Origin of the sequence: Microbispora sp. KK1-11 (genome assembly GCF_006874435.1) — a bacterium.
Classification (GTDB): Bacteria; Actinomycetota; Actinomycetes; order Streptosporangiales; family Streptosporangiaceae; genus Microbispora; species Microbispora catharanthi.
The window spans coordinates 16510-36789 of sequence record NZ_VIRJ01000052.1; the positions used below are offsets into that span (position 1 = coordinate 16510).

Annotated in this window: 19 protein-coding genes and 1 pseudogene; 12 read left to right on the forward strand and 8 right to left on the reverse strand. The window is 71.8% G+C overall.

Annotated features, from left to right (window positions below; translation table 11 throughout):
• Positions 1-8 precede the first annotated feature (8 nt).
• The 6 genes from FLW16_RS41015 to FLW16_RS41040 all read right to left on the reverse strand — a co-directional run bounded on the left by FLW16_RS41015 (position 9) and on the right by FLW16_RS41040 (position 4724).
• Positions 9-848: an alpha/beta fold hydrolase gene (locus tag FLW16_RS41015; RefSeq protein WP_142566393.1), complete on the reverse strand. Its 840-nt coding sequence runs from the start codon at positions 846-848 to the stop codon at positions 9-11.
• Complete coding sequence (locus FLW16_RS41020; RefSeq protein ID WP_142566408.1) at positions 845-1438, reverse strand: TetR/AcrR family transcriptional regulator; 594 nt, start codon at positions 1436-1438, stop codon at positions 845-847. The genes FLW16_RS41015 and FLW16_RS41020 overlap by 4 nt, the downstream gene beginning before the upstream one ends.
• Before the next feature lie 136 nt (positions 1439-1574).
• Positions 1575-3401 (reverse strand): ABC transporter ATP-binding protein, encoded by a 1827-nt coding sequence (locus FLW16_RS41025; RefSeq protein ID WP_260616155.1) that lies wholly within the window; start codon positions 3399-3401, stop codon positions 1575-1577.
• Between the two features lie 5 nt (positions 3402-3406).
• A complete protein-coding gene (locus tag FLW16_RS41030) occupies positions 3407-3949 on the reverse strand; it encodes a TlpA disulfide reductase family protein (protein WP_142566394.1) in 543 nt (180 codons plus the stop codon).
• Between the two features lie 19 nt (positions 3950-3968).
• Positions 3969-4484 carry a MauE/DoxX family redox-associated membrane protein gene (locus FLW16_RS41035; protein ID WP_142566395.1) on the reverse strand — a complete coding sequence of 172 codons (516 nt, stop codon included), beginning with the start codon at positions 4482-4484 and terminating at the stop codon, positions 3969-3971.
• A gap of 30 nt (positions 4485-4514) precedes the next feature.
• Positions 4515-4724, reverse strand: coding sequence for a hypothetical protein (locus FLW16_RS41040; protein ID WP_142566396.1), 210 nt, complete (start codon positions 4722-4724; stop codon positions 4515-4517).
• 176 nt (positions 4725-4900) lie between these two features.
• Between FLW16_RS41040 and FLW16_RS41045 the strand changes: the two genes are divergently transcribed.
• Positions 4901-5362 carry a S26 family signal peptidase gene (locus FLW16_RS41045; RefSeq protein ID WP_142566397.1) on the forward strand — a complete coding sequence of 154 codons (462 nt, stop codon included), beginning with the start codon at positions 4901-4903 and terminating at the stop codon, positions 5360-5362.
• Here the strand turns inward: FLW16_RS41045 and FLW16_RS41050 are convergent.
• The gene (locus FLW16_RS41050; RefSeq protein WP_142566398.1) at positions 5311-8478 is read right to left on the reverse strand and encodes an AfsR/SARP family transcriptional regulator; all 3168 of its coding nucleotides are present in this window, start codon (positions 8476-8478) and stop codon (positions 5311-5313) included. The two genes, FLW16_RS41045 and FLW16_RS41050, sit on opposite strands and share 52 nt — an antisense overlap.
• 388 nt (positions 8479-8866) lie before the next feature.
• Here FLW16_RS41050 and FLW16_RS41055 point away from each other — a divergent pair, with 388 nt between their 5' ends.
• Genes FLW16_RS41055 through FLW16_RS41065 form a run of 3 tightly spaced genes read left to right on the forward strand, consistent with a single transcriptional unit; the run spans position 8867 to position 11507 of the window.
• A complete protein-coding gene (locus FLW16_RS41055) occupies positions 8867-9700 on the forward strand; it encodes a CPBP family intramembrane glutamic endopeptidase (protein WP_142566399.1) in 834 nt (277 codons plus the stop codon).
• Positions 9697-10851, forward strand: a complete 1155-nt coding sequence (locus FLW16_RS41060) for a sensor histidine kinase (RefSeq protein ID WP_185949822.1) — start codon at positions 9697-9699, stop codon at positions 10849-10851. The genes FLW16_RS41055 and FLW16_RS41060 overlap by 4 nt, the downstream gene beginning before the upstream one ends.
• Positions 10848-11507, forward strand: a complete 660-nt coding sequence (locus FLW16_RS41065) for a response regulator transcription factor (RefSeq protein WP_142566400.1) — start codon at positions 10848-10850, stop codon at positions 11505-11507. Before FLW16_RS41060 ends, FLW16_RS41065 begins: the two co-directional genes overlap by 4 nt.
• Before the next feature lie 57 nt (positions 11508-11564).
• Here FLW16_RS41065 and FLW16_RS41070 read toward each other — a convergent pair whose 3' ends face one another.
• The gene (locus FLW16_RS41070) at positions 11565-12407 is read right to left on the reverse strand and encodes a helix-turn-helix transcriptional regulator (protein WP_142566401.1); all 843 of its coding nucleotides are present in this window, start codon (positions 12405-12407) and stop codon (positions 11565-11567) included.
• A gap of 242 nt (positions 12408-12649) precedes the next feature.
• On the opposite strand from FLW16_RS41070, the gene FLW16_RS41075 reads away from it, so the two are divergent.
• The 8 genes and pseudogenes from FLW16_RS41075 to FLW16_RS44810 form a co-directional block, all read left to right on the forward strand.
• A complete protein-coding gene (locus FLW16_RS41075) occupies positions 12650-13681 on the forward strand; it encodes an aldo/keto reductase (protein ID WP_312847192.1) in 1032 nt (343 codons plus the stop codon).
• 255 nt (positions 13682-13936) lie between these two features.
• Positions 13937-14380, forward strand: coding sequence for a VOC family protein (locus tag FLW16_RS41085; RefSeq protein WP_142566402.1), 444 nt, complete (start codon positions 13937-13939; stop codon positions 14378-14380).
• A 9-nt stretch (positions 14381-14389) separates the two neighbouring features.
• The gene (locus FLW16_RS41090) at positions 14390-14728 is read left to right on the forward strand and encodes a hypothetical protein (RefSeq protein ID WP_142566403.1); all 339 of its coding nucleotides are present in this window, start codon (positions 14390-14392) and stop codon (positions 14726-14728) included.
• 126 nt (positions 14729-14854) lie between these two features.
• A complete protein-coding gene (locus FLW16_RS41095) occupies positions 14855-15385 on the forward strand; it encodes a GNAT family N-acetyltransferase (protein WP_142566404.1) in 531 nt (176 codons plus the stop codon).
• A 121-nt stretch (positions 15386-15506) separates the two neighbouring features.
• The gene (locus tag FLW16_RS41100) at positions 15507-15866 is read left to right on the forward strand and encodes a hypothetical protein (RefSeq protein WP_142566405.1); all 360 of its coding nucleotides are present in this window, start codon (positions 15507-15509) and stop codon (positions 15864-15866) included.
• 358 nt (positions 15867-16224) lie between these two features.
• Positions 16225-17991: a ricin-type beta-trefoil lectin domain protein gene (locus FLW16_RS41105; RefSeq protein ID WP_142566406.1), complete on the forward strand. Its 1767-nt coding sequence runs from the start codon at positions 16225-16227 to the stop codon at positions 17989-17991.
• A 265-nt stretch (positions 17992-18256) separates the two neighbouring features.
• Entirely contained in the window at positions 18257-19282 is a 1026-nt protein-coding gene (locus FLW16_RS41110; RefSeq protein WP_142566407.1) for a LacI family DNA-binding transcriptional regulator, read from the forward strand.
• A gap of 646 nt (positions 19283-19928) precedes the next feature.
• Positions 19929-20280, forward strand: a pseudogene (locus FLW16_RS44810) (hypothetical protein); the annotation flags it as partial.

Consider the following 20280-nt stretch of genomic DNA (forward strand, 5'->3'; position numbering starts at 1 on the left):
CGGCCGGATCAGGCGCTCAGCACCTCGCGGAGCAGCTCGCCGAACTCGTCGGGGTGCGTGCTGAGCCCCGTGTGCCCGCCGGGGAAGTGGACGAGCTCCATGCCGAACCGCTCGGCGAGGAAGGCGGCGGGACGGTAGGGCAGTTCGCCCTGTGAGTCCGCTCCGGCGGCGAGCACGAGCCGGTCCGACAGCGCCTCCAGGCGATCCACGTCCGGCGTGTAGGCCATGAAGCTCGGCACGATGCGCCCGAGGAAGTAGGGCATGTCCGCCATCGTCCGCTCCACCCGGGCCGCCGCCTGCGGGGGGAGTTCGGTGGCCGCCTTGACGTCGACGGGATCGGCGCCGGGCCGCCTCATGCCGGCCGCGAACACGGCCGCCGCGGGCATCAGCCCCTCCCGGCGGAACGTGTCCTGGACGCGGGCGAGCATCGCGCGCTGCTCGGCGGCGTCAGGCAGCACCTCCACCAGCGGCGGCTCGTGCGCCACGACGCGTGCGATCCGCTCGGGACGCGTGGTGAGCAGGTGCAGCGCGGCGATCGCGCCCGAGCTGCAGGCGGCCATGCGGGCGGGCGCGTCCGGAGACAGCAGTTCCAGCAGCCGCAACGCGTCGCCGGCGTGCTGCTCGACCCGTTGCGGGGCTTCCGGGTCGTCCAGCGGGCTGCGGGACAGGCCGCGTGGGTCGTAGGACGCGACCGTGTAGTCGGTGGCCAGGGCGTCCGCGACGCCGTCGAAGGAGGCCGCGCCGCCTGTGCCACCGGGGATCAGCAGCAGGAGCGGGCCCTTTCCGCGCACCTCGTAGCGCAGGGTGGCGCCGTCCACGCGCAGGTGGCCGATGGCCAGGCCGGTCATGTCGAATCTCCTTCGTCGTGCGTGGGCCAGTGCTCAAGAAGGGTGTGCAGGGCGTCGAGGCAGCGGACCCAGGTGTCTTCCGCCGGGCGCGCGTGCGCGAACCCACCTGCGGCCTCCAGGCTGGTGAAGCCGTGGAGCGTGCTGCGCATCAGCCGGACCGCGTCGGTCAGGTCGGGTTCCCGCAGCGCGTAGGCGCGCAGCATGCTGTAGGTCAGCTCGATGGCGCGCCGTGGCCCGGCGGCCCGGGCCACGAGCTCGGGATCGATCTGGATCGGGATCTGCGTCGCCGTGTACCGGCCGGGGTGGTCGTGGGCGTACTGCCGCCAGGCGTTGGCGTACGCCACCAGCGCGTCCTTTCCGGCCCGCCCGGCGGTCGCCTCCGCGATGCGGATGGTCTTCTCGTCCGCCGCCAGCAGGGCGATCCGCCCGCGCAGGTCATCGAGGCTGCGGACGTGCGCGTACAGGCTGGCGTCCTTCACCCCGAGCCGTCGCGCCACCGCCGACATGGTCACGTGCTCGAGCCCGACCTCGTCCGCCAGCTCGGCACCGGCGAGCGTCACCCGATCCGCCGTCAACCCGGCCCGCGCCATGTGCATGCCGCCCTTCTCCACCTGGAGCACTGTGAGCATTCCTAGGATTCCTAGGTTTTTCCTTGGGGTCCAAGGTTGCCTCAGGCCGGGCGAGGAGCGCAAGCGGTTACCGCGATGACGACTCGGACGGCAGGTGTCAGGGACGGTCGGGGCCGGCGGCCTGGCTGAGCTGGAAGTCGGCCGCCTGGCGGAGGAACAGGCGGGCGTACTCGCCGTCGAGGGCCATCAGCTCGTCATGGGTGCCCTGTTCGGCCACCCGCCCGTCGGCGAGGACGACGATGTGGTCCGCGCCGCGCACCGTGTTGAGGCGGTGCGAGATGAGGAGGCTCGTACGGCCGCTGCGGTAGTCGCGGAGCCGCTGGTGGATGGCGTACTCCGCCTCGGGGTCGAGTCCCGAGCTGGGCTCGTCGAGGATGAGCAGGTCGGCGGTGTCCGCGCGGAGGAGGGCGCGGGCGAGGGCGACGCGCTGCCACTGCCCGCCGGACAGGAGCACGCCCCGGCCGGGGTCCTCGTCCTGTTCGGCGGCGAAGAACCGCGACAGCATGGTGTCGTAGCCGCGGGGAAGGCTGCCCAGCGTGTCGTGGACGTCCGCCCGGCGGGCCGCCGCGTGGATCCGCTCCGGCCGGTCAAGGGAGCCGACGTCGCCGACGGCGACGTTCTCGGCCGCGGTGAGGTCGTAGGCCACGTAGTCCTGGAACACGGCTCCGATCCGGCGGCGCAGGTCGTCGACGCGCAGCTCGCACAGGTCGGCGCCGTCCCAGCGGACGCTGCCGCGCTCGGGGTCGTAGAGGCGGCACAGGAGCTTGACGACGGTGCTCTTGCCCGCGCCGTTCAGGCCGACCAGTGCCACGCTCCGCCCGTACGGAATGGTCAGGTTCAGGCCGCGCAGCACGTACGGATGGCCGGTGTCGTACCGGAACCACACGTCGCGGAGTTCGATGCCGTGCCGTAGCGGTGGCACGCCGCCGCCGGTGGCGGGTTCCGGCAGGTCGGGACCGATGGTGACGACGTGGGCGTAGTGGCCGGCCAGGACGAGTGCCTCGTTCAGATGTGCCAGCTGGATCACCGTGCCGGACAGGGAGGACTGGGTGCCTGCGAGGGCGGCGGTGAGGACGGCCAGGTCGCCGATGCCGGCCTGGCCCCCCGCTATCCGGGAGACCAGCACGATCAGCGCGGCGCCCGCGATGACCGTGCTGAGGGCGGTGAGCGCCCCGTTGTAGCGGATGGCCGTCAGGTCCATCCGGCGTTCCGCCCGCTGCTCAGCGGCCAGTTCGCCCAGCATGCGCCGCCGCAGGAAGCCTCCGATGCCGAACAGCCGGATCTCCTTGGCGGCCTGGTGATCGAGCATCAGCGTCTGGTAGAACATCCGGCGGCGTTCCGCGGGGGCCATCTCCAGGCGGAGGTACGCCCGGCGGCGGCCGAGCCTGAGCTGGGCGACCAGTTCGGGCACGGCGGCCGCGGCCACGACGGCGGCGAGGAGCGGGCTGAGCGTGGCGAGCGCGCCCAGGAGCCCGGCGATGGTGATAGCGCCGCGTGCCGCTCCGAGCGCCGACTCGGTGACGAGTTGCGGGGCGGTCTGGGCGGACTGCTGGGCCAGCTGGAGCCGGTTGTGGAAATCCGGGCTCTCCAGCCTGGTCAGTCCCTGCATCCGGCACACCGCGGTGAACAGTTCGTCGCCGGTGCGCCACGCGATGCGGCGCTGCTGCTCCCGCTGGACCCACCCGGACAGGTGGGGCAGCAGCGCGGTCAGGGCTCCGAGCACGGCCATCGCGGCGGCGAGCGGCGTCGTCGAGGGGCCCGGCCCGGCGGTCAGGCGATCGATCAGCAGCTTGGTGAGCCACGTGATCGCGACGGGGGAGGCGCCGTTCAGCACCGCCATGGCGAGCTGGGACAGGGCGAGAACCGGTCCGGCCCGCCAGACGAGCGCCAGGGTGAGCCGCAGCGGCCCGAGTCGTGACCTCACGCCGGTCAGGCCGGGGACGGCGCGGCCGCCGGCAGCTCCGGCTTCAGGCTGCTGCCGGCGACGGTCCCGTCCGGGCCGACCAGGAAGAACGACGGGAAGGCCCTGACCTCGAACGCGTCCGCCATCGCGCCGCCCTCGCTCTCCACGACGACGCTCACGTCGTCAGTCAGGGCGGCGAGCAGCTCGGCGGGCCTCTGCTCGCCCTCCACCACCACCGCCAGGACTCGTACGCCGTCGGCGGCGGCGTCACGGGCGGTCGTGACGAAGGCGGGCGCCTTCGGCAGGCAGTGCGGGCAGTCGGTGCTGAAGAACCCGACGAGGGTGCGCTCGCCCGCGAAGTCGTCGGTGGTGACCTTCGTGTCCGTGAGCGTGAGCGCGGAGAAGGCCGGGACCTCGGCGCCCACGGCGAGCCCGGGGCTTGCGGGCACTGCGCCGGCGAGGGAGGCCTTGGTGATTTTCCGGAGTTTCCTGATGACCGCTCCCGTCAGGAGCAGGTTCACCAGGACGAGCCCGCCGAGCAGCGCGACGGCGGCGGCCAGGACGGCCATGGGCGTTCCCTTCGATGGGTCAGCGGAGAAGGTGGAGCAGGTCGTCGAGGAGCACGACGGCGCCGACGGCGACCGAGGCCCCGAGCAGGCAGAGCGCGGCGGCGGGCGGCGCGACGGGCGTGCCGCCCACGGCGGACGTCATGGCGGCCCCGGCCACCGCGCACGCGACGAGAACGGCGTTGCGCGCCACGTGCCGGCGGTTGACCGGCTCGTCGGATCCGCCGAAGCATCGGCAGGCGAGGGTCGTTCCGCGCCGCAGCGCGGTGACCAGGACCGCGGCGAACCCGAGGAGCAGGCCCCCGGCGAGCAGGAGGCCCGCCCTGCCGTCGCCGTCGAGGCCGGGCACCGCCAGCATGACGACGGTGGCGGCCTCGACGGCGACGACCACCACGGCGGCGGGCGTCGCGAGACCCGTGGGAAGGCCGCCGAGCCGCCGTACCGCCGTGGTGAAATCGCCGAAGGTCCGCCGCGTGCGCAGCTTCGTGACGATGGAGACCAGGAAGACCCCCATCAGCATGAGCCGGACGGTCAGCACGGCGTAGACCATTGGACGTGCCGGCCGGTATCAGCAGTAGCCGATGTTCTGCCAGGCCCCGCCGCAGCTGCTCCGCCAGTACGTGATGCAGAGGAAGCCGGTCGGGTTGGGGTAGCAGTCCTTGTAGCGGTTGCAGCCGCCCGACGGCCAGTATTCGAAACAGTTGTCGGCCTGGGCCTCGGCGCCGGGGAGGAGCTTTTCGAGCAGCCGGTCTCCCAGGCGGTTCAGCGTACGGATCATCGTTTCTCCCTTTGCCGGGTTCGGGCGTGGTAGGCCGCCCGCCCTGTGAGGATGCTCGGCGCGGCCTTCGCCGCGGTTGCGCGCCGGATGCGCGATACGCCGCAGGCGCCGCGCAACCGTCGCGCAGCCGGGGCCCGGCAGAATCGCGATCGGCTGACCAGGCCGAAAGGTTGATCATGCAACATTTCGTGATTTCGCTGCTGTCGCTGGCCGCAGGCGCCGCGGTCGCCGGGGTGGTCACGGCCCGGCGGCGCTTCGTCGTGGTGCGGGTGGCCGGGACGAGCATGGTTCCGACGTACCAGCCGGGAGATCGGGTGCTCATACGGCGCGGCGCGCGGGCGGTCCCGCGGCGCGGCCAGGTGGTGGTCTTCCGGCGCCTGCAGCCGGGCGGCCCGGGCTCTTCGGGACGCGCGCCCGCACTGCGCGGGACGGAGTGGCTGATCAAGCGGGTCGCCGCGATGCCGGGCGACAGGGTGCCCGACCAGGTCGCGCCGGGCGTGCACGCCGCGCCGGGCGACGTGGTCCCGGCCGGCCGGCTGGTGGTCCTCGGCGACGGCCCGACCAGCCGGGACTCGCGGCACTGGGGCTACCTGCCGGTGAGCGAGGTGCTGGGCGTCGTCATCCGCAGGTTGTCATGATCGGTCAAGGCCTCGCCTACGGCTGCCTCGGCGGCCTCGGCGGTGTCGCCGAGCCGCTGGAACAGCCGGCGGGCCGCCGTCCGGGACCGGGTGGCCGCCTCCTGGTCGCCGCGGGCGTGCTGGGCCCGGCCGAGGGCCCGCAGCGCGAGCGCCTGCTCGTGGAGGTCGTGCAGCCCGCGCGCCGTGCGCACCGCGTCGCCGAGCGTGCGTACCGCCTGGTCGGCCCGGCCGCCGAGACGCTGTGACTCGCCCAGGACGCGGAGCCCGGCGGCCTGTCCGGCACGGACTCCGAACTCCTCGAACACGGCCAGCGCCCGCTCGATCGGCTTCGCCACGTTCCGGCGCCCGAAACGAAGGCACAGGTCACCGAGGGCGACCAGCAGATACGCCTCGAGCAGCCGCTCCCCGCGCCGCCGGCAGATCTGCAGGCCCTCCCACAGATGGTGGGAGACGCGCCTGCCCGTGGCGTGGTCGCGGCAGGCGGCGGCCATCTCCCGCAGGGCGAGGGTCCTGGCCACGAGACTGTTCCCGCGGATCGCCAGGCGGAGCGCGCGGTCCGCGCAGGCGAGCGCGTCCCCATGGAGCCCCTGCTCCCGGTCGGTGACGGCGCGGACGTACCAGAGACGGCTCAGGGCGAGCTCGTAGCCGATCTCCTCGGCCATGGCCATGGCCTCGTCCGCCACCGCGCGGGCCTGGTCGGGGTCGCCCCCGCGGCACAGCGCGAACGCCCGCAGGCACAACAGGTCGAGCGCGCCGTGCCGTTCCCCCGCCGCGCCGAAGGCCGCGAGCGCCGCCTCGATCGCCTCCGGGGCGACGCCGCGCCGCGGCTCCACGCCGACCATGAGCAGGTGGCCGAGGCCGCGCGTCATCACCGCCTCGCCCCACTGGTCGCCGCCCAGTGCGCACGCCCGCAGCGCCAGCTCGTGGGAGAACGCCCAGTCCCGGTAGTGGCCGCGGAAGGCGTAGTAACCGGCCGCGCGGGCGGACAGTTCCCAGGCCGCCTCGTGCAGACCGAGCCGGCAGGCCTGCGCCACCCCCGCCAGCAGGGTCTGCCGCTCGCTGTCGAACCAGGCCGCCGGATCGGCGACCAGGGCCCTGGTGGTGGCGGGGTCGGCGTACCAGCGAGGGGCCGCGCCACGGATGCCGGAGGCCACCTGCTCCGGCAGGCCGCTCTCCGCCGCCTCCGCCAGTGCGAGCAACGCGCCGAGAACGCGGGTGATCGCCTTGTCCCGCTCACCGGCGGGCTCCTCCAGCTCGGCGCGTTCCCGCGCGTAGAGCCGTGCCAACTCGGGGAAGCGGTAGCGGAACCACCCGTTCCCGTCGCTGCCCTCGCAGCTCAGGAGCTGGGCGTCGACGAGCAGATCGGCGTACGCCTCGGCTTCGCGCACCGTCACGTCGAGGGCCGCAGCGAGCATCCAGGCGGCGAAGGCGGGGACGTCGAGCAGGCCGAGCATCCGCAGCGCCCGCCGCGTGGTCTCGTCGAGCCTGTCGTAGTCGGCGGCCAGCCCCGCCCGGACCGACAGGTCGCCGAGGGTGAGCTCGTCCAGGCGCCCCCGCTCCGCCCGCAGGCGATCCGCCAGGTGGTCGAGTCGCCAGTGCTCGCGCAGCGCCAGTTTCGCCCCCGCGATCCGTATCGCCAGGGGCAGGTGACCGCAGAGCCGGACGATCTCGGCCGCGACCGTGGGCCGCGCCGCCACCCGAACCGGCCCGGCGATCCGCCCGAGCAGCTCCGACGCGCATGCCGGGTCGAGCGGGCCGACGCGCACGGAACGGGCGCTCAATCCGGCGACCCCGCGCCTGCTCGTCACCAGTACGGCGCAGCCCGCACCACCCGGCAGGAGCGGCCTGACCTGCTCCTCGCCCGCGGCGTCGTCCAGCACGACCAGCACACGACGATCGGCCAGGACGGTGCGGAACAGCTTCCCGCGCTCCTCGGCCTCGTCCGGCACCGCCCGCTCGTCCACCCCGAGGGCGATCAGGAACCGCGTCAGCGCCTCGGCCGGGGCGGTCGGCCGAGGGCAGGTCCCGCGCAGGTCGATGTAGAGCGTGCCGCCGGAGAACGTCTCCCCCAGGCGGTGGGCGACGTGCACCGCGAGCGTCGTCTTGCCGGTGCCCGCCCCGCCCCACAGCGCCACGACCGGCGTGGCGGCGGTGTGTCCGTCCGCGCCGGTGAGCCACAGCCGCAGTGACTCCGCCGTGTCCTGGCGTCCGGTGAAGTCCGCGATGTCCGGTGGCAGATGGCACGGCACGGTCGTCGCGGGATCCGTGCACCCTCTATCCGCCTCGTCCCCGGCGGTTGCCGGGGCTTCGAGGTACGCGGCGCGTTCGTCCGCGCGGGCCGTCCCCTCCGGCCCGAGCAGCTCGCCGGCGAACGGGCCGTTCGCTTCGTCCCGCAGGATCGCCTCGTGCACCCGTCGCAGCGACCGGCCGGGTTCCACGCCGAGTTCCTCGCCGAGCACGGCCCGCGTCCGCTGGTAGACCCGTAACGCCTCGACCTGGCGCCCGGCCCGGCTCAGGGCCAGCATCAGACAGGCCTGCAGCCGCTCCCGGTACGGATGCGACTCGGCCATCTCGGTCAGGCCGGTGATCAGCTCCGCGTGGCGGCCGCGGGCCAGGTCGACGACGGCCAGCTCCTCGCAGGTCAGCAGCCGTTCCTCGTCCAGCCGCCGGGCCTCGTCGGCCACCGTCGCCACGTCCCCGATGTCGGCGTAGGCGGGCCCCCGCCACAGGCCGAGCGCACGCTCGAACAGCATGCCCGCCTTCGCCAGGTCCGCGTTCCTCCCGGCGGCCCGCCCCGCCGCCGCGAGCTCCCGGAATCGCAGCGCGTCCAGCTCCGGCGGCAGCACGGTGGCGGCGTAACCACCGGTGCAGTGGACGACGCGGTCGCGCTCGCCCAGCGCCTGCCGCAACCGCAGCACGTATATCTGAAGCGTCTTGTGCGCGCTGCGGGGCGGTGTGCTCCCCCACAGGGCCTCGATCAGCGCCGGCACCGCCACCGGCCTGCCCGGCGTACACAACAGAGCCGCCAGCACGCGTCGCAGCATCGCGGCACCCAGCGGGACGGGCACCCCGTCGCGGCTCACCCGAAGCGGCCCGAGAACGTCGAACTCGAACACCGTCACCCCTCGCGAGGCCGGTCACCGGCGCGAGCCTTCGATCAGCCGAGGTGCCCGCCGCCTCCTCCCCCGGCCATGCCCTCCCCCGGCGGCCCCCGTCGCATGGTCACCTTCTTCTCGCGTACGTGTGCGGGCGTGGCCGAGCATCGGAGACGCCGGTATACGCGTCGTATAGACCCTGGTGGCGCGGCCCGGGGAGCCGTTCGCGCCGGAGGCGGCAGGTGTCGATGACGCCGCACGCCTGCGTCAGATGGCGCAGGCGTGGTTGTCCCCCGTGCGAGCTACCCGCGAATGTCCACCGCGCGGTGACGATTCCCGACCGCCGAATCCCTAGCGTTCTCGGCGTAGCCGCGGCGCTCCGGCCGCGGGATTTCGCAGAGGAGTCGTCATGCGATTGTTGAAGCAGTTCGTGGCCGTCGCGCTGGTCGCCTTCGCCGGCAACCTGGGCGTGGGCGCAGTACAGGGGAACGCGTTTCTCACTCTGGTCCTCGGTGTCGCCACAGCCGTCCTCGCGGTGCTCGTGTACGCGTGGGCGGTGCGGTGGTCGGAGCGCCGCGCGCCGGTGGAGGTGGCAGGGAAAGGCGCCGCCTCCGCCGTCGGCCGGGGGATGCTGATCGGTGCCGGGGCGTTCACGGCCGTCATCGTGAACATCGCTCTCGTGGGCGGTTACCGGATCGAGGGCCTCGGCTCGGTGACGGGCGCGGTTGGGCTGCTCGGCTTCAGTGCCGCCGCCGCGGTGACGGAGGAGCTGCTGTTCCGCGGCATCCTGTTCCGGATCGTCGAGAAATGGACCGGCACGTGGATCGCGCTGGGACTGACCGGCCTGGTGTTCGGCCTGATGCACCTGGGCAACCAGAACGCCAACCTGTGGGGCGCGATCGCCATCGCGATCGAGGCCGGCGGCATGCTCGCCGCCGCCTACGCCGCGACCCGCACCCTGTGGTTGCCGATCGGCCTGCACTTCGCTTGGAACTTCGTCGAGGGCGGCGTCTTCAGCACCGAGGTCTCCGGCAACGGCGCGACGCAGGGGCTGCTGCATGGTGTGACGTCGGGTCCGGCCGTGCTCACCGGCGGCGAGTTCGGGCCGGAGGCGAGCATGTACGCGGTGGTGTTCGGCGCGCTGCTGACGATCGCCTTCATGTGGCTGGCCCGCCGTCGCGGCAACCTGGTTCCCCGTCGGCGCCGTGCCCGCGCCGGCGCGACCGCTACGCTCTCCCAGTGATCGATTTCCGGCGGGTCACGGACCTGTGGCGGCGATGCGACGTCACGGTCCGGGATCTTCCGCTCGCGCTGCTGCTGGCCGTCTCGTCGTTCCTGCCGGCGATGCACAACCACGGGACGCAGCTCGGCGACCTGCCGACCCGGCCCTTCGACGTGACGGCCGTCCTGGTGGCCGCCCTCGAGTGCCTCTCGCTGGTCGTCCGGCGACGATGGCCGGCCGTCTGTCTCACCCTGGGGTCGCTCGGCTTCGCCCTCGACCAACTCCTCGCCTACCACACGGCGGCGAGCACCGCACTGCCCATCGCGCTCATGAGCGGGGGCGCCCATCTGGAGCGTCACCGGCGCGTCGCCGTGGTCCTCCTCTCCTTGGCGTACGTGCCGCTGACGGTCGCCCTCGACCGGGACGGCTCGGTCGAGGGGCCGGAGGGATTCGTGACGTTCTACCTGGTGCTGGTCCTCGCGTGGCGCATCGGAGCCTGGCTGCGCTCCACCCGGGCCGCCGAGGCCGAGGGCCGCCGCCGCGTCGCCGAGGCCACCCGCACCGCCGAACGCACCCGCATCGCCCGCGAGCTTCACGACGTCGTGACCCACCACGTGACGGCGATGGTCGTGCAGGCCGAGGCGGCACGCTACCTGACCGCCGCGCCCGACCGCCTCGACGCGGCCCTGAGCGCCGTCACCGACACCGGCCGGCGGGCCATCTCCGATCTACGGCACCTGCTCGACCTGCTCAATCCCGATCACGACACCGACATCAGACTGCCGTCCGTCGGAGAGCTTCGCACGCTGGTGGAGCAGACGCGCCGGGCCGGGCAGCCGGTGGAGTTCACCGAGGAGGGCAAGCCGGCGGATTCGGCCGGCAGCGCCGAGTTCGTGGCCTATAGGGTCGTGCAGGAGTCCCTGACGAACGCGCTCAAATACGCCCATGGCAGCCACACCGAGGTCCGCGTGCGCTATGGCGAGAAGGAGATCCTCGTGGAGGTCAGCACCGACGGTCCCGGCTCGCGGGCCGGCTCGCCCGGCGGGAGCGGGCGGGGCCTCGCCGGGCTCCGCGAGCGGGTCGACGCGCTGGGCGGCGAGTTCACCGCCGACCGGCGGGCGGGCGGCGCCTTCGTCGTGCGGGCCCGCATCCCCGCGGGGAGCCCGGCGTGAACGCGCCGGTCCGGGTCCTGGTCTGCGACGACCAGGCGCTGATCCGCACCGGGTTCGCGACGATCATCGATGCGCAGCCCGACCTCGAGGTGGTGGGCGAGTGCGGGGACGGTCGCACCGCGGTCGACCTCGCTCGCCGGCTGAACCCGGACATCGTGGTGATGGACGTGCGCATGCCGGTGCTCGACGGCATCGGGGCGACCCGCCTGCTGGCCGGCGCCGGGGTGGAGCATCCCGTCAAGGTGCTCGTGGTGACGACGTTCAACCTGGACGAGTACGTGTACGAGGCGCTGCGCGCGGGGGCGAGCGGGTTCCTGCTCAAGGACGCCCCACCGGCGCAACTGCTGCACGGCATCCGCACCGTCGCGACGGGTGCCGCGCTGCTGGCGCCCGAGGTGACGCGGCAGCTCGTCGGCAGGTACGCGGCGCGGATCCGGCCCGCCGAGGGCACGCCGGACGACGTCGCGCTGACCCCGCGCGAGCTGGAGGTGCTGCGCCTCATCGCCGACGGCCTGTCCAACAGCGAGATCGCCGCGACGTTGGTCATCAGCCAGGAGACCGTCAAGACGTACGTGTCGCGCATCCTCACCAAGCTCGGCCTGCGTGACCGCGTGCAGGCCGTGGTCTACGCCTACCGCAGGGGCCTGGTGACCTGAGACCGGCAGACCAGGCCCTACCGCTCCTGCGGGCGCAGGCGGACCCGGCGCAGCGGTTCAGCCGGGGGTCAGGTCCTGGACGCCGACCACACGCAGCAGCTCCAGCCGCTCGTAGGACTCGCTGCCCGGGCGGGCGGTGTAGGCGACCAGCCGCTGGTCGTGCTCCGGGCTCAGCAGCACCTCGCAGTCCAGTTCCAGCAGGCCGACGACCGGATGCAGGAAGCGCTTGACGTCGGAGCGGCGCACGGCCACGTCGTGGGTGTCCCACAGCGCCGAGAACTCCTCGCTGCGGGCGCGGAGCCTGCGTACGAGCCCTGCCAGCCGCGCGTCGTCCGGGCGGCGGGCGAGTGTGGCGCGCAGGTCCGCCACCGCCACGCGGGCGGCGCGGTCACGGTCCTCGGCCGGGAAGAGTTCCCGCGCGGACGGGTCCGTGAAGTAGCGCCAGGCGACGTTGTGCTCCGCCTCGGGGCGGGCGGACGCGTCACCGTGCAGCGCTTTGGCCATCGCGTTCTGCGCGAGGATGTCGCCGCGGTCGCTCACCACCTGGGCGGGGATGTCCGTCAGCCGGTCGAGGACGAGCAGCAGGCCGGGACGGACGTGCTCCGTGGCCGGCCGGTCCCGCGGCGGCTCCTCGCCGGCGAGATGGAAGAGGTGGTCCCGTTCGTCGCCGGTCAGCCGCAGCGCGCGGGCGACGGCGGCGAGCATCTGGCGCGACGGGCGCGAACCCCTGGCCTGCTCCAGCCGCGTGTAGTGGTCGGTGGACATGCCCGCCAGCTGCGCCACCTCCTCGCGGCGCAGTCCGGGGGTGCGCCGCCGCGCCCCCTGCGACAGCCCCACGTCGGCAGGGGCGAGCCGGGCGCGGCAGTGGCGCAGGAAGTCGGCCATTTCGGTTCTGTCCACACTCCCACCATGCCCCGGGGACGCCGGACGCAGCCAGGGACCGCCCGTCCCCGGATGAGGACGTCTCTCCCGCCGACGCCCGCACCGCCGCACGCTGGGAGCCGGTGCGGCGGACCGGCGGCGCCCTCGCGGGGGCGACGAGACGAGCACCGGAGAGGTGCCGCGTGCCGCACGCGGCACCCGCAGGACGGCTCCATCCGGTTCGCCTGTGCCACGGATCACCCGGATCTTTGAAGGAAGGCATGGTTCGCATGCGGTACCGCACGCTCGGCCGGACCGGTATCAAGGTCAGCCCCTACGCGCTCGGCGCATTGATGTTCGCCACGTCCGTCGGCAACCCCGACCCCGGCGACTCGATCCGCATCATCCACAAGGCGCTGGACGCGGGGATCAACGTCGTCGACACCGCCGACGTCTACGGCGACTCCGAGGAGATCGTCGGCAGGGCACTCGAAGGGCGTCGTGACAGCGTCGTCCTCGCGACCAAGTTCAGCCGCCCGATGGGTGACGATCCCAACCAGCAGGGCGCCTCACGGCGCTGGATCACGACCGCGGTCGAGAACTCGCTGCGCCGCCTCCGTACCGACCACATCGACCTCTACCAGATCCACCGGCTGGACCCCGACACCGACGTCGAGGAGACGCTCTCCGCGCTCTCGGACCTGATCCACAGCGGGAAGGTCCGCGCGATCGGCTCGTCCGCGATGCCCGCCTCCGGCATCGTCGAAGCCCAGTGGGTCGCCGAGCGGCGCGGCCTGGAACGGTTCCGCACCGAGCAGCCGCCCTACTCGCTCCTCAACCGCGGCATCGAGAGAGAGGTCCTGCCGCTCGCGCAGCGCTACGGAATGGGCACGCTCGTGTGGGCCCCGCTCGCGCAGGGGCTGCTCACCGGGCGCGTCCGCAAGGGGCAGCGCAACGACCTGCGCCGCGCCGGCTTCTTCAGGCACCTCAACGACGAGCACCGTCTCGACGCCGTCGAACGGTTCACCTCGCTCGCCCAGGAGGCGGGTCTGCCGCTGACCCACCTCGCCATGGCGTTCGCCATCGCTCATCCCGGCGTGACCAGCGCGATCGTCGGGCCGCGCACGATGAACCATCTCGACGACCTGCTCGCCGGCGTCGACGTCGCGCTCACCGACGACATCCTCGACCGGATCGACGAGATCGTCCCGCCCGGCACCGACGTCGGCACACTCGACCAGGCCTACGTGCCGCCTGCTCTCCAGCAGACGAGCCTGCGCCGCCGCCCCGTCGGCGAACGCACCGCCGCCTGACACCGCCTGAGTACCTTGCGGGAGATCCCCAGGCCGGCCTGGATGTGGCCGAAGCGGCACATCCCGGCCCACACGTCGCGCAGGATCAGCGGCGACCAGGGCTCGCCGATCACGTCCAAGGTGCGCGCGATGGAACACGCCACCTCCCCGAACCGCGTTCGTCGCATGGCAGCGACCCAGCAAGTGGGGTTCCCTTAAGGAACCTCAGATGCTACCTTTCTCAGCGTCTCTTGAAGAAACCTCGAAAGGGATCCGATGACATTCATAAGGCGCTTCGACCACGTCGGCATCACCGTCGCCGACCTCGATGCCGTGACGGCGTTCTTCGTCAGCCTCGGTCTGGAGGCCGATCGGAAGATGGCCGTCGAAGGCGAGTTCCTGGACACGGTGATCGGCATGACCGGCGCCCGCACCGAGATCGTCATGCTGCGAGCGCCCGGCGGAGGTACGACGCTGGAGCTCTCGAGCTTCACGCGGCCGGACCACCTCTCGGGTTCACCTGCCGCGCCGGCCAACGAGCTGGGCCTGCGCAACGTCGCCTTCGAGGTGCACGACCTTCAAGCCGCAGTCGAGCACGCCGCAGCCGACGGCTACGGCCTGGTGGGAGGCATCGGCGAATACGAAGGCGTGTGGCGGATGGCCTACGTCCGCGGGCCCGAAGGAATCATCGTCTCCTTGGCCGAGCGCATCGAGAAGTAAGGAGACATCATGAGCACGACCGTGACCGACGAACAGATTCGGGCTCTGGCCGCGACCGCGAAGCCCTACAGCCTGGCGCTCCTTCAGTGGGGGCCGATGCGGACCATGGACGGCGCGGACGCAATCGAACTCGAACACCAGCGACGCATGGTCTCGCTACGCGCTGAGGGGGTGATCGCGATCCTGTGCCCGGTCGCCTCCGACACCGTGGCCGGCGTCGCGATCATGACCGTGCCGGCCGAAGAAGCCGCGGAGATCATGGCCGGGGACCCCTGCGTTCGAGCCGGAATGATGCGCTGCGAGGTTCACCCGTGCCACGGCTTCCCCGGAGACGCCCTCCCCGTATAAGCGATCCCGGTCAGGGCAATCAGCGTCTATGCGGCGTACATCTCGCGGCAGGTGGACCGTGGTAACGCCCGCGGTGCGGTGATGCCCACGTTGAAGGTCGTCCTACAGGGTTGTTAGCTTGCGCGCATGTCAGATCTAGGACATGTGGCCTGGCCGCCTGAGCTGATCCGGACCGAACGGCTCGTGCTCCGTGAGCCCAAGGCGCGGGACCGTGCAACGTTCATCGAGTTGCTCGCCTCGCCAGAGGTGCACACCTACCTCGGCGGTCCCCGCCCGCGTGACGAGCTTGAGCGCGAGATGCCCGAGGTGCCCGAGCGATGGCCCGGGAGTTTCGTCGTCGAGCTCGACGGGGCGATGATCGGCCAGATCCTGCTCAGGAGAGCAGCCGGGCACCGTCGCCCGGCTGCTGTGGGGAAGGCTGATCTCGGTTACCTGTTCCTGCCGAAGGCCTGGGGGCAGGGGTACGCCGCCGAGGCGTGCGCGGCTGCACTCGACTGGTTTGACGGCGCCCTTCCCGGCGAGCCGGTGGTGCTCACCACCCAGAGCGCCAACGTCGGCTCGATGCGCCTCGCGGGGAAGCTGGGGTTCATCGAGGTCGAGCGGTTCCATGCCTGGGACGCCGAGCAGTGGCTCGGCCTGCGGCCCCCGGCCACGTGATGGGGCTACGCAATTCCGGCTCTGACGCTTTCACCGCATGCTGAAGCGACGGAAGGGACATCAACGCGCGTAAACGCCCTCTGACATCCGGATCACCGTCCGAGGAAAGGACACCGACACGATGACGCACCCCGGCGATTACGGCCTGCCCGGTTCGCTGAACCGAGTGCTGGCCGACGTGGCAGCGGAACGAGCCGGGCAGGACGCGATGTGGGGCATACAGGAACACCCCGACGGCACCGGGCCCGCGTACGCGGCCCAGGCCGACCTCGCCAAACGGGCCGTGACCGACTCCGCCGCCGAAGGCCGGCTGACCTGGCGGCACATCCTGCACGAAGAGGTGCTCGAAGCGTTCGCCGAGGACGACGCCGACCGCCTGCGCGCCGAGCTGATCCAGGTCGCCGCGGTCGCGGTCAAGTGGGTCCAGGACCTCGACAGACGCGCCGTATCGCCCGGCGGGCCTCAAACCGCGACGGCATAACCAGCTGCGGAGGCGAGAGCTCGGCACGCCGCGGGCGTGTCCGGGCAGATCGTCATGCTCCCGGTCTCGGGATGGCGAATCGATTCGAGACACGTTTGTGAGCTGGAAGTTCGACATCTAACCCGAAGAATCTCCTCAGGTGTAGGTGTTCCGACACATGTCCTTCATACGGGGGACACATGTGATTGACATGCCTTCCCGCCTAAATCTACCCTGTCTGCGAATCGATTCGATTGTGTCGCCTGCGTTGAGACCGCCCTTTCGCTTCACCCGACCGCCAGACGGCAACACCACAGGTTCCAGGGACAGCGCCACGGCTCGTCCCGCGATCCCCCACCCCCCGTCGAAGGAGTCATGAGTGAACATCCCCTTCAGTTGGCGGCATAGTCGCCGCCGCGGTCTGGCCGCCCTCTTCTCCGCCGCGGCGCTCGTCGCCGCGTCCGTCGTCGCGACCGCCGCGCCGGCCCAGGCCGCCGACGAGTCCATCACCATCAACTTCTCGGTCGCGGGCGGTTCCCCGACCTACCGAGCGTCGGGGTGGATCTACGGCATGACCGAGAACGCCGCCGCGCCCCCGGACAACTACTTCACCGACGTGAAGTTCCGGTACATGCGCGCCGGCGGCGCCCAGCTCGACAGCCCCGGCGGCTGGGTGTCGGGCAAGTACGACCGCCGATGGAACGCCACCCGCGCCCAGCTGCTGCGCACCCGGGCGCTGGGTGGCGAGTTCGTCCTGCTCGTCCATGATCTGTGGGGTGCCGACGGCTACCCGATCTCGCGCTTCCCCGGCGACAACGGCAACTGGGCCGACTACGACAGCTTCCTCACCCGCCTGATCGACGACGTACGGGCCACGGGCGCCCCGGTCCAGTGGGACCTGTGGAACGAGCCCAACATCACCCTGTTCTGGAACCGCCCCCAGTCGCAGTACTTCGAGATGTGGAAACGCGCCTACCAGCGCATCCGCGCCGCATTCCCCTCCCACCTGATCGTGGGCCCCAGCTTCGCGGGCGTGCCGTCCACCAGCGGCTGGTGGACGCAGTACCTCGACTACGTCAAGGCCAACAACGTCGTCCCCGACATCGTCAGCTGGCACTCCCTGCCCGGCGACCCGGTGGCGAACGTCGCAACGGCCGACACCACGCTGAACTCCCGGGGCATCGCCCACCCGCGCCCCTACCAGATCAACGAATACGGCGCCTCCAACGAGCAGAACCCCGCCGACGGCGCCTGGTACATCGCCAGGCTGGAGCGGGCCGGCGCCGACGGCCTGCGCGCCAACTGGGCCGGAGGGAGCAACCTGCACAACGACCTGGCCAACCTCCTCGTCCACAACTCCTCCGGGCAGTACCAGCCCAAGGGCGAATGGTGGGTCTACCGCTTCTACGGCTCCCAGACCGGACAGATCGCCTCGGTCACCCCCAGCTCCAACTACGACGCCTTCGCCACCAAGGCGAGCGGGAACGCGAAGATCCTCGTCGGGGGCGGCCGCACCACCGGCAACGTCGCCGTCAACCTGCAGCGTCTGGACACCACCAGCGGCATCGTCCAGAACAACCAGGTCCGCGTCCTCGTCGAGCGCATCCCCTACAACGGCGGCGGCGCGGTGCAGGGACCGGTCACCGTCCAGAACACCGTGGCGACCCTGTCCGGCAACGGCACCACGGTCAACCTTCCGCACACCGCCGTCGACGACACCTTCACCATCACACTCCTGCCGCCCTCGACCGGCGGAGGGTCGGCGTCGGCGTTGCGCAACGTCAACGCCGGCCGCTGCCTCGACGTGCCGAACCTGTCGCAGACGAACGGCACGCAGCTCCAGCTGTGGGACTGCAACGGCCAGACCAACCAGCAGTGGACGTACACCTCCTCGCGGCAACTGCAGGTGTACGGCAACAAGTGCCTCGACGCCGAGGCCGCCGGAACCGCGAACGGCACCAGGGCGATCATCTGGGACTGCAACGGCCAAGCCAACCAGCAGTGGAACGTCAACGCCGACGGCACCGTCACGGGCGTGCAGTCCGGCCTGTGCCTGGAGGCGAGCAACTTCGGCACCTCGAACGGCACGAAGGTCCAGCTGTGGTCCTGCACCGGCACGACCAGTCAGAAGTGGACGGGAAGCTGATCAGGTGACCGGCGACTCCGGCCCGCTTCACCCATGACCGCCACGCCGGTCGGACGCGCCTCACACGTCCGACCGGCGTCCGGCCTCGCGGCCCCACCGGCGTGATCGTCTCCGCCTGGAGTCGAATCGGTTCGCAGGAACGGAAATCGACAGACCGTGCACGTCACCGGGGTCGCGCGGACCGTCGTATGCGTCGCGGTCGTCATCCCATGCGCTCGATTCGACTTACGATGTGCATATCGGTCGGATCAGGTGAGGAGCGCCGGTGAATATCGGGGAGATCGCCAAGCGGTCGGGTGTGGCGCGCAGCACCGTCTCGTACGCCCTCAGCGGCAAGCGTCCCGTGTCGGAGGAGACCCGCCGGCGCATCCAGGCGGTCATCGACGAACTGGGCTACCGGCCCAACGCCGCCGCCAAGGCGCTCAAGGAAGGCAGGACCCACACCATCGGCCTGGTCATCCCTCCCGCCAGCCGGCGCCTGACCGACATGCAGCTCGGCTTCGTGGCCAGCGTCGTCGACGCCGCCGCACACGCCGACCTGGACGTCCTGTTGTCGCCGTCCGGGGGCGAGCACGACCGGTCGTTCGAGCGGGTGGTCGGCGGCAGACGCGTGGACGGCGTGATCGTCATGGAGATACGGCTGGAGGACGACCGGGTCACCCGCCTGCGGCAGGCCGGGCTGCCCTTCGTCGGCATCGGCCGCACCAGCCGCCCCGAGGAGATGTCCTGGGTGGACATCGACTACGAGAAGCTGATCGCCAACTGTGTGCATCACCTGGCCGACCTCGGCCATCGCCGCATCGCCCTGGTGAACCGCTCGGAGGAGCTGGTGGCGGCCGGATACGGTCCCGGCCACCGCGCCCAGGCCGGTTTCACTCACGCGATGGCGGAGCGTCGTCTCGACGGCGTGCAGACGTGCTGCGCCGACGACGCCCAATCGGGGGTGTCCTGCGTCGAGCGGCTCCTCGACGAGCACCCCGGCCTGACCGCGATCGCCACCATCAACGAGGCCGCCACCCCCGGGATGTATCACGCGCTCGCCCAGGCGGGCCTGGTCGTGCCCCGCGACTTCTCCATCGCGGGCGTCTCCGCACGGCACTGGGCGGAGAACCTGCACCCCCCGCTCACCGCCGCCGACGTCCCCGCGGATGAGCTCGGCGCACGGGCCGTCGAGATGCTCATCCGGCTGATCGCCGATCCCACCACCCCGCACGGCCATCTCCTGGTCGCGCCGCCCATCTCCCTGCGTGGCACGACCGGACCCGCCCGCGCCCGGGATCACCGTTCCTGACGGTTCGACGTAAGCCCGCGCCCGCCGCGCCGCCGCGGCGGTCCCCGCCGCCCGCCACCGGCCCCGGCAGGAGACGACCCTCCGGGCAGCCGGCCGGGAGACCGCACGGAACATGTCAGGGCCGAGGGCCGTTCGTTTCCTGGATCCGCACGCGGACTCCGGCCTTCAACTGGCGTTTCTTCCGATCCATCGGGTGAGATTTCGGCAACCCTGACAGAGCGGCTCTGCCGACTCATCGCCGCCGGATGGCTGTCGTGAAAGTTTCACCCCTGCACCCCGTGGCGATCGGGCCGTGCCCTCGTCGCAGCAGATGAGGCGTCCCGGCAGACCGGGGAGCCGGCCGGAGAGAGGCGGGAGCCTTGACGCCGGGTCGGCCGTCGTATTTGCTCCGCCGCACCACCACCTACGTCAGCGCAGAGAGAGGGCTCGCTCTGTAGAGAAGAATGTTAACGCTAACAAGATCCTGCCCGGATCCAGAATTCTCCGGATCAGGGCCCGGCCTCCGCGGCACAGGCCGAGCCCGGACCGCACGGACGACAGCCGCCTCTCCCCCGTTACACGGATCGGTCTGCGACGGCCCGCACGTCCACCACTGCATGTGAGCGATAACAGCACACGATCTGTCCCGCACTCTCCAGGAGCGTCTATGAAGATCGCATCCCTTTTGCGCCTGGTCGGCGCCGCAGTCACCCCCCGCACCCGGCCCGGCGGAAGTAGGCCGGAGTCTCGCCACAGGCCGGACCGGCCGCATCGCCTTCCGGCGATCGCAGGGCTGACCGTCCGTACGTGGAGACGGTGGTCGACCGCGGCGCTGCTGGCCGTGGTCATGGCGGTGACGGGCACGCTGGTGGGCACGGGGGTCGCCGTCGCGGAGTCGAACGGCGGGGTGCGGGTGATGCCGCTGGGCGACTCGATCACCGAGGGCACGCAGGTGCCCGGCGGCTACCGGATCGGGTTGTGGCAGCGCCTGGCCGCGGGCCGCTACACGATCGACTTCG

What these genes read in the sequence shown, in the direction of transcription:
- FLW16_RS41045 (WP_142566397.1), top strand. Translation starts at nt 4,901, where the DNA reads ATGCAACATTTCGTGATTTCGCTGCTGTCGCTGGCCGCAGGCGCCGCG.
- FLW16_RS41015 (WP_142566393.1), bottom strand. Translation starts at nt 848, where the DNA reads ATGACCGGCCTGGCCATCGGCCACCTGCGCGTGGACGGCGCCACCCTG.
- FLW16_RS41090 (WP_142566403.1), top strand. Translation starts at nt 14,390, where the DNA reads ATGAGCACGACCGTGACCGACGAACAGATTCGGGCTCTGGCCGCGACC.
- FLW16_RS41075 (WP_312847192.1), top strand. Translation starts at nt 12,650, where the DNA reads ATGGTTCGCATGCGGTACCGCACGCTCGGCCGGACCGGTATCAAGGTC.
- FLW16_RS41030 (WP_142566394.1), bottom strand. Translation starts at nt 3,949, where the DNA reads ATGGCCGTCCTGGCCGCCGCCGTCGCGCTGCTCGGCGGGCTCGTCCTG.
- FLW16_RS41085 (WP_142566402.1), top strand. Translation starts at nt 13,937, where the DNA reads ATGACATTCATAAGGCGCTTCGACCACGTCGGCATCACCGTCGCCGAC.
- FLW16_RS41040 (WP_142566396.1), bottom strand. Translation starts at nt 4,724, where the DNA reads ATGATCCGTACGCTGAACCGCCTGGGAGACCGGCTGCTCGAAAAGCTC.
- FLW16_RS41095 (WP_142566404.1), top strand. Translation starts at nt 14,855, where the DNA reads ATGTCAGATCTAGGACATGTGGCCTGGCCGCCTGAGCTGATCCGGACC.
- FLW16_RS41100 (WP_142566405.1), top strand. Translation starts at nt 15,507, where the DNA reads ATGACGCACCCCGGCGATTACGGCCTGCCCGGTTCGCTGAACCGAGTG.
- FLW16_RS41020 (WP_142566408.1), bottom strand. Translation starts at nt 1,438, where the DNA reads ATGGCGCGGGCCGGGTTGACGGCGGATCGGGTGACGCTCGCCGGTGCC.
- FLW16_RS41055 (WP_142566399.1), top strand. Translation starts at nt 8,867, where the DNA reads ATGCGATTGTTGAAGCAGTTCGTGGCCGTCGCGCTGGTCGCCTTCGCC.